Raw genomic sequence first — 10,836 nt, 5'->3', positions numbered from 1 at the left:
TTCCGCCGGGTTTGCCGTCGCGCTGCGCGCGCCGTCAAACCCGGCGGGATGAGGTTACTTCGTGCTGCAATGTAATTGAGATGGGCCAGAAACGTTCTCTGGCAAACTCGCGTCTCAAGGCCAGAAACTGCATCGGGGCAAAAAATTGCGCACGGAAACCTGCATCAGGGCAAAGCGGTCTGCGAGGGCTTGCGGCGTCTGGGAAAAACCGGATTCGACAACGGCGGACGTGTCGGGGTGTGCTGTTCTGTACAACAGGCAGTTGCACAGTGGCACGAGCATTAACACCGACGAACATCAGCTTGCGAAGAAACTTGCAACCCAGGAGAAAAGAAATGATCGAGTCACAATCGACCGTCTTTGTCGGTGAAGACAAGTTCGCTGTTGCGCAGGTCGCGCTCTATATTTTGGCGGTGCTCCAGGTGGTCGCGGCGGTCATGTTGGCGATAGGTGGTGCTTCTATCCCGTTTCCGCAACAGGCAACTTCGATCCAACGCTTTTCAGGAACTGTCAACGCCGTCGTCATGGTTCTTGCCTTCGCTGCCGTCTACTACCTGTTAGCACGGTGCTTGTACCGATGTACGAAACTGGTCTGGCGCATCGCAGTAGGGGCGTTTCTAACGAACCTTGGCATGACCGTTCTGACAATGGTTGCTCAACCCGGCCCAAGTCCGGTAGTGACAGGCTGTCTTTGCTTTGCGGGCATCGTTTCCCTATGGAGAGGGCGTAACGCCGTTAGCGGATAGCTCAACTACGTCGCCGGGTAGCCGGACGTGAACACTCCGGCTCCGTCGTCGACCGGTACAACAAACAACTGCGTCCAGACAACTGCAATGTTTTCCAACAAACATCCCGAGTTTCGCCGTCCATCAGTAGGGCCACGACGCTCCACTTGGCTCGGTCATTTCGCTGAACTGCTCTTTGGTGGAATCGCGAAAGGGACGATGATTATGGCTGTACTGCTGCTTATCGCTCTCGAAGTCCTCAGTGGATCAATGGGCGCGGGAGCGAGCCTAAGCGATCTTCCGGCAACGCGCAGGGGATGGCGAAATCTACTTCTCGTTGTGCTGGTGATGCTCGTGGTCATCGCAGGCGGTATCTATCTATTCGACCCAGTGAGGCGCCAGTCCCATCCCTGAGACAGCTGCGCAGCACGGGATATTCCGTTGAGCACGGACAAACTCAGACGAGATGGTGACGTGATGCCTGCTTCCCGTTCTCGTATTCTAATCGATCGCGTTGCAGTCGAACTGCACGCCTGATCGTCTTTACGACGATGATGGGTTTCATCGATTATGTGGAGCTGAAAAACCTCCTCTTTGGTTGGAATATGGGGTCGTCAATTGCATCATCGCTAAAGACGCGATTGCAAAGAATTCTCTGGTGTTGAGTCTTCGTCGCCACCATGGGTTTTATCGTATACGTGGTGGTGAAAAACATCTTCTTTGGTTGAAACAACACCCCAGGCCGCAGCCGAGGTGTTGCCTGTAGTCACCAGAGACAAATGAATTTGCAGAATTCGTAGTAACAGCCTCCGCGCACGGGGCGCTATCTCAATAATTCAGGACTCCAAAAGTAGCGGGGTGAGAGTTTCCACACCCCATCATCACCATGAATATTCGAAAGAGGTTGGCCGCGCTGCCGCTCACAGCCCTGGCCACACTCGCGCCCAACGTGCCGGCACAAAACCTGGGCGGCATGGAAACCGAGCAGATGCAGCAACAGCGTCTCGACGCGCAGCATCGTGAGGCCACCGTCCAGACACCCGCCGTGCGCTCGGCCGTGCCGCAGGCGCAGGCGTACCCCGAGCTGCCGCAGGAGACGCCTTGTTTCCGCATCGAGACGTTCACGCTCGACGTGCCGCCCGCGCTGTCCGACGCTATACGAAAACAGGGCGCGTCCGCGCTGCCGCAGGACCCGTTCGCCTTCGCGCTCGAGTGGCTCGACCACTACCAGGGGCAATGCATCGGCAAGGCCGGGATGGACGTGCTGGTGAAGGGCCTGCAACAGGCGATCCTCTCGCGCGGCTACATCACCACGCGTGCGCTGATGCCCGAGCAGGACCTGTCCTCGGGCGTCATGAGGTTTGCGCTCGTGCCTGGCGTCGTGCGCCATGTGCGGCTGGCCGATCCGTCGACGTGGGGGACGTGGAAAACGGCATTCCCCACCGGAAGCGGCGCGCTGCTGAACCTGCGCGACCTCGAGCAGGGCCTGGAGCAGATGAAGCGCGTGGCAAGTCAGGATGCCGACATGCAGATCGAGCCAACCGGCGCACCCGGCGAAAGCGATGTGGTCGTGACGCTCAAGCGCGGCAAGCCGTGGACGTTCGTTGCCTCGGTGGACAACTCAGGCACCGACGCCACGGGCAAGTGGCAGGGCAACGTGAGTCTTGGCATCGACAACCCGCTCGGCCTGAACGACATCTTCACGGTAGGCGCGAACCAGGACCTCTCGTTCGCCAACAAGTCACTGGGCTCGCACGGCTTCAATGGCTCGTATTCGGTGCCGTGGGGCTACTGGGCGGCCACGCTCTCGGGCAACACGAACACGTACTACCAGAACATCGCGGGCGTGAACCAGACGTTCGTATCGAGCGGCAATTCGCAGACTGCCGCGCTGCGTCTCGCGCGTGTCATCGCGCGCGGCCAGAACGATGTCCTCGGTGGGTATCTGCAGCTCTCGAAGCGGTTTGGCGACAGCTTTATCGACGACACGACCATCCCCACGCAGGCCCGCAACAACACGTTCCTCGAACTCGGGGTAACCGATCGTCACTACTTCGGCGGGGCGCAGTTCGACGGCACGCTGGCGTATCGCCAGGGCATCGGGGGCTTTGGCGCGACACCCGACCCGTACGCGAACGGTCCTACCTATCGCTTCCACATGGCTGTGCTCGACGCCAACCTCTCGGTGCCGTTCGCCGTCGGCTCGCAGCGCTTCGCTTATGTGGGAACCATGCACGGCCAGTTCACCAACGACGCGCTGTTCTATATCGACGACCTGACCATCGGCAGCCGCTACACCGTGCGCGGCTTCGACGGCAACACGATGCTGGCCGCCGAGCGCGGCTTCTACTGGCGCAACGAGGTGCAATGGCCCGTGTTCCAGACGGGGCAGACGCTCTACGCAGGCATCGACTACGGCCACGTGTTCGGGCCGGGCACGGCGTTCCTCGCAGGCACCCAACTCGCGGGCGCGGTAATCGGCATTCGCGGCGGCATTCCGGTGAAATACGCGGGCTTGAGCTATGACCTCTTCATGGGAACGCCAATCTACAAGCCTCACGGTTTCCCAACCTCACGCGTGATGGTCGGCGTGCAGGCAACCGCACAGTTCTGACAATTCGCGCCATCGTCATGCGTGAGTGGGGCGCGTTCCCCGGTGTTAAGCTACGCCAACACCATCCCCCTCACGACCATGGACTACATCGACAGCCTGCGGATCTTCCGCTCCGTCGTCGAGGCGCGCAGCTTCACGCGCGCCGCGGACATGCACAGCCTCACCACGCCCGTCGTCTCGCGCGCCATCGCGCGCCTCGAAAAGCGGCTTGGCAATCGGCTCTTTCATCGCAGCACGCGCGCGGTGTCGCTCACCGAGGCGGCCGAGCGCTTCTACGAAGGCTGCTGCCGCGTGCTCGACGACCTCGACGCGCTGGAGGCCGACGCCACCGTGCAAACGCGCGAAGCGAGCGGCGTGCTGCGCCTGGTCGCGCACACCACGGCCACGGTCAATCGGCTCGTGCCGCTCATCGCCAGCTTCAAGCGCGCGCATCCCAAGGTGACGCTCGACGTGATCCTCACCGAGCGCCCCGTCGACCTGATCGCGGACGGCTACGATCTCGGCCTCGTGCTGCCGTTCATGCTCAACAACGAATCGACCGTCACGCGCCTGCTCGAGCGCATTCCGCTCGCGCTCGTGACGACGCCCGCGTATCTGAAAGCGCATGGCACGCCGAAGCATCCCACGGACCTCGCCGACCACGTGTTCGTGCCGATGCCGCCTTCCATGCGCAAGCCCACGATCGCGTTTCGGGTCGGCGACGAGGAAGTCGTCGTGCCGTTGCACCACGAAATCTCTTCGAACAACCCCGAGTTCAACCGCGAGATGGTGCTGGAAGGCTTCGGCATCGGCATTCTCCCCACCGCGCTCGTAAGCGAGGAACTCGAGGCGGGCAAGTTCGTGACGGTGCTCGACGACTTCCCGATCGTCGATATGCAGATCGAGATCCGCCTTGCCTATACCACGCGCACCCTGCTGCCGGCGAAGGTGCGCGCGTTCATCGACCATGCCACGGCGTTTTTCGACGACGTGACGCACGAGGTGCCCTCTGAAATGAAGGCTAATTGAAAGCTTGGCCGCGATTATTGTCGCTGCGACCATAATCTGATGCCGCGCGTAAGGCTTGTTCGGGGCCTGATTGGCGACTAATCTGTGCATATGCACATCTACCAGTCACCCGAGCACGACGATTGCTTTGCCGTACGCCAGGCCGCTCGGCATCTGTCGCAGCTTTACGAGCGGCACCTGAGCGCGGCGGGGCTCACGCCCACGCAGTTCAGCATTCTTGGCGCGCTGGGTCGCGCGTCGAGCCTCACGATGGCGGAACTCGGGCGCTCGATGGTGATGGAGCGTACCACGCTCGTGCGGGCCTTGCGGCCGCTGTTGCGCGGTGCGCTCGTGGCCGATGCGCCGGACCGCGGCGAACGCCGCCGCCGCCTCGCGCTCACGCAAGTGGGCCGTACGCGGCTCGACGCGGCGCACGAACACTGGCGCGCGGCGCAGGACGAATTCGAGCGCCGCTTTGGCGCACGCCGCGCCGCGTGGCTGCGGCGCGAGTTGTTTCGCATCACTCGGGCGGTTTAGTGTTTTCGATTGAGTTTGTGGGTTGCGTCGCGCTTCTTCCCATCGCGGCGTTTTTTTCATCTTTAGAAGTGTATATGCACAGGTAAACGTCATGTCGAGTCCTTCCACTCCCGTCGCGGTCGAGCCGACGCAAGCGAGAGAGCGTACGCGCATCTCGCGCATGCGTCTCGCGCTAGGCGCGGTCGCTCTCGTGCTGGCGGCTGCCGCCGGCTACTGGTCCTTCGTGCTGCGCTTCGTCGAGAGCACTGACGACGCCTACGTGGGCGGCAACGTCACTGTGATGGCGCCGCGCGTGAGCGGCTTCGTCTCCGAGATTCCCGTGCAGGACAACCAGCGCGTGCACGCGGGCCAGGTGCTGCTGCGTCTCGATTCGCGCGACTACGACGCGAAGCTCGCCCAGGCCAACGCGGAGCTTGCGAGCGCGCGCGCCGCGGTCGACGAGTTGCAGGCGAGGCGCACGTTGCAGGAAGCGGTGATCAACCAGCACCAGGCCGAAGTGCGCGCCTCGAACGCGGAACTCACGCGCAGCGGTCAGGACCAGACGCGCTACCGCGAGCTGGTGAAGGACGACGCGGTCTCGAACCAGCTGGTCGAGCGTGCGGACTCCGACTACGCGAAGGCCCAGGCGTCGGTTGCGCAAAGCGGCGCGGCGGTCCTGGCGGCGCAACGCCAGCTCGACGTACTGGCCGCGCAGATCAACGACGCTCAGGCGCGTGTCGCAACGGCCGAGGCCAACCAGCGCCTCGCGCAACTGAACGTCGAATACACGACGTTGACTGCGCCAGTGGATGGCTACATCGGCAATCGCACGGCGCGGGTGGGCACGCTTGCCAACGTGGGCGCGCCGCTGCTTACCGTGGTGCCCGCCACGGGCCTGTGGGTGGACGCGAATTTCAAGGAAGACCAGTTGAAGAAGATGCACGCGGGCGACCGCGCCGACGTGACGCTCGACGCGGCCAGCGGCACGCTGCACGGCACCGTGGAGAGCCTCGCGCCCGCCACCGGTGCGACCTTCAGCGTGCTGCCGCCCGAGAACGCCACGGGCAACTTCACGAAGATCGTGCAGCGCGTGCCGGTGCGCATCCGCATCGACGCTACTGCGCCGGCGGACCTGCAAGGCGCGCTGCGCCCCGGCCTTTCGGCGACCGTGAAAGTGCATCTCGCGCAAGCGCATTGAAGAGGCTACGACGATGAACGCCACGCACAGCGCCGACCCGACACTCGCCCCGCATCTCCAGCCGATGGCGCAGCGCGCCTTCGCCTTCGCGCTGATGTGTGTCGGCTTCTTCATGGCCACGCTCGACATCCAGATCGTCGCTTCGTCGCTGCGCGACATCGGCGGCGGTCTCTCCGCGAGCCAGGACGAGCTGTCATGGGTGCAAACGGCTTATCTGATTGCTGAGATCATGGTGATTCCCATGTCGGGCTGGCTCTCGAAGGTGTTCTCCACGCGCTGGCTCTTCGTGGCCTCCGCGGTGGGCTTCACCATCACGAGCATGCTGTGCGGCCTCGCCTGGGACATCAACTCGATGATCGTGTTTCGCGGCCTGCAAGGCGCGCTCGGCGCGGCGATGATCCCCACCGTGTTCACCACGGCCTTCGTGCTCTTTCCCGGCAAGCAGCGCCTCGTCGCCTCCACGACCATTGGCGCGCTCGCCTCGCTCGCGCCCACGCTCGGGCCCGTGATCGGCGGCTGGATCACCGATCAATGGTCGTGGCATTGGCTGTTCTATCTGAACCTCGTGCCGGGTATTGCGGTGGCCGCGCTGGTGCCGAAGTACGTGAACATCGACAAGCCCGACCTTTCGCTGCTCAAGCGGGGCGACTATCTCGGCATTGCGCTCATGTGCGGCTTTCTCGGCTGCCTCGAATACGTGCTCGAAGAAGGCCCGCGCAAGAACTGGTTCGGCGACGACGTGATCGTTGCCTGTACGTGGATCTCGGCGATCTGCGGCTTTCTCTTCATCGTCCACGCGCTTACGGCGAAGGACCCCATCGTCGATCTGCGCGCGCTGCTCGTACGCAACTTCGGCATTGGCAGTCTGCTTTCGTTTGTCACGGGCATCGGCATTTTCGTGGCCGTTTATCTCACGCCGCTCTTTCTCGCGGAAGTGCGCGGCTATAGTTCGCTGCAAATCGGTTTGTCGCTGCTTTCGGTGGGTGTGTTCCAGTTGCTCGCGCTTGGCGTTTATGCCTTCGCCACACGCTATTTCAGCATGCGCGCGCTCATGCTGTTCGGGCTGATCTGCTTCGGGCTCGGCTGCTACCTGTATGTGCCGCTTACGCACGACTGGGGCTGGCAGCAGTTTCTCGTGCCGCAGGCGCTGCGCGGCATTGGCCAGCAATTCGCCATTCCGCCCATTGTCACGATGTCGCTCGGCTCGCTGCCGCCTTCGCGGCTCAAGTCGGCAAGCGGTCTGTTCAACCTCATGCGCAATCTGGGCGGCGCGATCGGCATTGCCGTGAGCGCGACGATGCTCAACGACCGGCTCAACTTCCACTATCTGCGCCTGAACGAGAGCGTGACCGGCGGCGCGCCGCAGGTGCAGTTGCTGCTGGCGGGCCGCACCGCATATTGGTCGTCCGTGGCGGGCAATGCCGTCGATGCCGCGGAAGCGGGGCTCGCGCAACTGCACGCACTGGTTCTGCGCGAAGCGCTCGTAATGACGTTCTCAGATACGTTCTTCGTGCTCTCGCTTTGCTTCCTGGTCGCCATTGCGAGCGTGGCGTTCTCAAAGCCGATTTCGCTGGGTGGCCCGCCGCCCGACGCCCATTGAGGTGACCCATGAAAACCCCTGAACGCTCATCGACTCCCATGCGCCTCGTCCTTTCGCTGCTTTCCGCCGCCGTGCTCGCCGCATGTGCGGTGCAGCCCGCGCAGCATCCCGATCTGCCCGCCACGGTGCACGAAACGGCACCTGTGGCATGGCGTATCGACGCGCCGCAGGACGCCATCGAAGCGCGCGCCTGGTGGGCGCAGTTCGGCGACCCTACGCTCGATACGCTGCTCGCCACGGTGCTCGAAGGCAACCTCGACTTGCAGGCCGCCGCCGAGCGTGTGAAGCAGGCGCAAGCGATCACGACGCAAAAGCACGCGGCGCTGCTGCCGCAACTCGACTTCACCGCGCATGGCGCTTATACGCGGCAGAACACGCCTCCGCCGCTCGGTTATGTGAAGCAGGCAGGCGCGGGCCTCGCGTTGAGCTGGTCGCCCGACGTGTTCGGCGGCGAGCGGCTCGACCTGCTCGCGGCGCAAGCGAACCTCGTGGGCCAGAAGCATGCACTCGATGCAGTGCGTCTCGCGCTCGCGGCGAATACGGCCTCGGCGTACGTCGATCTGCGCTATGCGCAGGCAGAGTTGAAGATCCTTCAGGACAACCTGGAGATTCGCAAGCGTACCTTGCTGCTCACGCAAGACCGCCTGAAATACGGCCTCTCCACGCAACTGGACGTGGCGCGCGCGCAAACGCAGCTAAGCGAGCTGCAAGCGCGCGTTCCGCGTGCGCAGGCGAGCATCGATCATCAGTTGAACCTGATCGCCGTGTATACGGGGCGCACGCCGGAGTCCGTGGCACAACTCGCGCTCGCGCAAACGGCGCCCATTCCCGGTGTCCCCACGAGCGTGCCGCAGACGCTGCCCTCCGAAGCGCTGCTGCGCCGCCCCGACGTGCAGGCCGCCTACGCGACCGTGCAGCAGCGCGCAGCGGAAGTGGGGGTGGCGCGCGCCGAGCGTTATCCGAAGTTCACGCTCAATCTCACGGATGGTATTCTCGCGGCGTCCTATCTCGGCATGCCCACGCTTACGGATAACCTCTTTAGCGCGGCGATCGGCGCGACGAGTCCGATCTTCAACGCGGGGCGCATCACGGCCGACATCGACCAGAGTGAGAGCCGCATGCGCGAGTCGCAATTGAATCTGCAGGAGACCATGCTGCAGGCTTTGCGCGAAGTGGAAGACAGCCGCAGCGATCTCGTGAGCACGGCGAGCCAGACGCAGCAGTTGAACGATGCGCTGGCTTCGTCGGCGCAATCGCTCAAGCTGGCCAACCAGCTGTACAAGGGCGGCGCCGCGGACTTTCTCGACGTACTGAGCGCGCAGCAAACCTTGCTCGCCGATCAGGACCTGCTCAACGACGCCCAGCGCGAGCGCGCGCTCGCGGCGGTGGCGCTCTACCGGTCGCTGGGCGGCGGCTGGAGCCAGAGCGGCGACGTGGTGCTTGCGCAGGAAGCGCCCGCGCACGGCGGCTGAACGGCATCCTCGAAGCGATGATCCCCGGCTCAAGCGCCGGAAGCCGCCTCGCGAGCCAGCGAGCGCCACTGCGCGGGTGTCATGCCCACGTGGCGCTTGAAGCCGCGCTGGAACGCGGCGTCCGACTGGTAGCCCACGAATTCGCCGATTTCGGCCACGCCGTCGTTGCTCTGCGCGAGCATGCGGCCCGCGAGCGTCATGCGGATATCGGTGAGCACGTCAGCGGCCGAGCGGCCGATGGCCTCGTCGAAGTGCCGCGCGAACGTCGCACGCGACATGTGGCAAAGCTCGGCAAGCTCGGGCAGCGTCCAGGACTTGCCGGGCGCTTCGAACATGGCGTCGATGGCGGGTTGCAGGCGCGGGCGCTGCGCGAGCGCGAGCAGGCCGCGCGGCGGGGCGTCGCCGGCGCTGGCGTAGCGCAGCGTGAGCCCGAACAGCGCGCCCGAAAGATGGTTCACGAGCGACTCGCTGCCCGGCGCCGCCTCATACGCTTCGTCGCGCAACAGCGCGATCAGGCGCACGAGACGTTCGGGCGCCTGCGTGCCGTCCCTCGCGCTATGCACGACGAGGCGCGCGGGCAGATTCTCGCGCAGCAGGCGCTGCGGCACGGCAGGCAGCAGGAAGCGGCCGCACAGGACGTCGGCGGTGGCGCCGTCGCCCGCGTTCGTTTCGATGCTCACGCCATTTTCCATGTGTTTGGCGACGGCGGCGGCCGCCGCGCCGCTGCCGTCGTGCAGCACGTGCGCGCTGCCCGAGGGAAACAGCACGATGTCGCCCGCATGGAGCGCGACGGGCGCGCCATGCGCATCCTCGACGATGGCGCGCCCCGCAAGCAGTACGTGATAACGGATCTCGCGCGCCTTCGCAGCGGGATCATCGATGCGCCAGGGCGCGCCGAAATGGCAGCGCACGTCGAGGCGGCCGGCAACGGGCATCAGCGCGAGAAGGCGGCTCAGCAGATCCATGGTGGGCGAGTGAGACGATTGAGCATGAAGTCGCGCCATTCTGGCATTAAAAGCGCGACGGTGCGCGACTAGACTGCATCCATGCCATCGACGATGGCAGCGCGACACAGCCGCCCGCTCGCGACCATGCAACGTTAAAGGAGCCAAACATGTCCCGTCTTTCCGCCATCAAGCCTGAAGCCGCCACCGGCGCCGCCGCTGAAATCTTTGCAAAGATCCGCAAGGCCGTAGGCAAGGTGCCCAACGCCTACGCCACCATCGGCACGCATAGCCCCGAAGCGCTGGGCGCGCTGCTCAACATGGAGGCCGTGATTTCGGCCGGCACGCTGTCGAAGCCCGATATCGAAGCGATCAAGCTCGCGGTGAGCGAAGTGGCGGGTTGTGATTACTGTCTCGCCGCGCACACGCTGGCGGGCAAGTTCGCCGGGCTCGCGCCGGAAACGATGAAGGCGGTCCGCGCAGGCGAAGCGACCGGCGACGCAAAGCGCGACGCGCTCGTGCACTTCGTCCGCGTGCTGGTGACCACGCACGGCACGCTGCTTGAAGCGGAAGTAAGCGCGATTCGCGAAGCCGGTTATACCGAGCGCCAGATCGTGGAAATTGCGCTCGCCGTGACGTCGATTACGTTCACGAACCTCGTGAACCGCATCAACGATACGACGCTGGATTTCCCGGCCGCACCGTAACGTAGCGGCAACGCTTTTACCACCCCGCGTGCGCTGGACACGACATCAATCGTGCCAGCGCACGCGAGTGCTT

9 protein-coding genes are annotated in these 10,836 nt (G+C 64.2%); 8 read left to right on the top strand and 1 reads right to left on the bottom strand.

The features are described from left to right. Positions 1-335 precede the first annotated feature (335 nt). From M3I56_RS36415 to M3I56_RS36385, 7 genes are all read left to right on the top strand, one after another. Positions 336-746: a hypothetical protein gene (locus tag M3I56_RS36415; RefSeq protein WP_254358098.1), complete on the top strand. Its 411-nt coding sequence runs from the start codon at positions 336-338 to the stop codon at positions 744-746. A gap of 865 nt (positions 747-1,611) precedes the next feature. Further along, positions 1,612-3,339 carry a ShlB/FhaC/HecB family hemolysin secretion/activation protein gene (locus M3I56_RS36410; RefSeq protein ID WP_254358097.1) on the top strand — a complete coding sequence of 576 codons (1,728 nt, stop codon included), beginning with the start codon at positions 1,612-1,614 and terminating at the stop codon, positions 3,337-3,339. Positions 3,340-3,417: 78 nt separating this feature from the next. Then, positions 3,418-4,347 carry a LysR family transcriptional regulator gene (locus tag M3I56_RS36405; protein ID WP_254358101.1) on the top strand — a complete coding sequence of 310 codons (930 nt, stop codon included), beginning with the start codon at positions 3,418-3,420 and terminating at the stop codon, positions 4,345-4,347. Positions 4,348-4,437: 90 nt separating this feature from the next. Beyond that, complete coding sequence (locus tag M3I56_RS36400) at positions 4,438-4,863, top strand: MarR family winged helix-turn-helix transcriptional regulator (RefSeq protein ID WP_254358100.1); 426 nt, start codon at positions 4,438-4,440, stop codon at positions 4,861-4,863. A 91-nt stretch (positions 4,864-4,954) separates the two neighbouring features. After that, positions 4,955-6,040, top strand: coding sequence for an HlyD family secretion protein (locus M3I56_RS36395; RefSeq protein WP_254358096.1), 1,086 nt, complete (start codon positions 4,955-4,957; stop codon positions 6,038-6,040). Positions 6,041-6,104: 64 nt separating this feature from the next. Next, on the top strand, positions 6,105-7,640 hold the full coding sequence (locus M3I56_RS36390; RefSeq protein WP_254358099.1) for a DHA2 family efflux MFS transporter permease subunit: 1,536 nt from the start codon (positions 6,105-6,107) through the stop codon (positions 7,638-7,640). A 38-nt stretch (positions 7,641-7,678) separates the two neighbouring features. Next, on the top strand, positions 7,679-9,112 hold the full coding sequence (locus M3I56_RS36385) for an efflux transporter outer membrane subunit (protein ID WP_375541855.1): 1,434 nt from the start codon (positions 7,679-7,681) through the stop codon (positions 9,110-9,112). Positions 9,113-9,141: 29 nt separating this feature from the next. On the opposite strand, the gene M3I56_RS36380 is transcribed toward M3I56_RS36385, so the two are convergent. Continuing rightward, positions 9,142-10,077, bottom strand: a complete 936-nt coding sequence (locus tag M3I56_RS36380) for an AraC family transcriptional regulator (RefSeq protein WP_254358094.1) — start codon at positions 10,075-10,077, stop codon at positions 9,142-9,144. A gap of 149 nt (positions 10,078-10,226) precedes the next feature. On the opposite strand from M3I56_RS36380, the gene M3I56_RS36375 reads away from it, so the two are divergent. Further along, positions 10,227-10,763: a carboxymuconolactone decarboxylase family protein gene (locus M3I56_RS36375; RefSeq protein ID WP_254358093.1), complete on the top strand. Its 537-nt coding sequence runs from the start codon at positions 10,227-10,229 to the stop codon at positions 10,761-10,763. Positions 10,764-10,836: the final 73 nt, after the last annotated feature.

This window comes from Paraburkholderia sp. CNPSo 3281 (genome assembly GCF_024206515.1).
GTDB classification, from domain to species: Bacteria; Pseudomonadota; Gammaproteobacteria; order Burkholderiales; family Burkholderiaceae; genus Paraburkholderia; species Paraburkholderia nodosa.
This window is presented reverse-complemented; position numbering and strand designations above follow the sequence as displayed.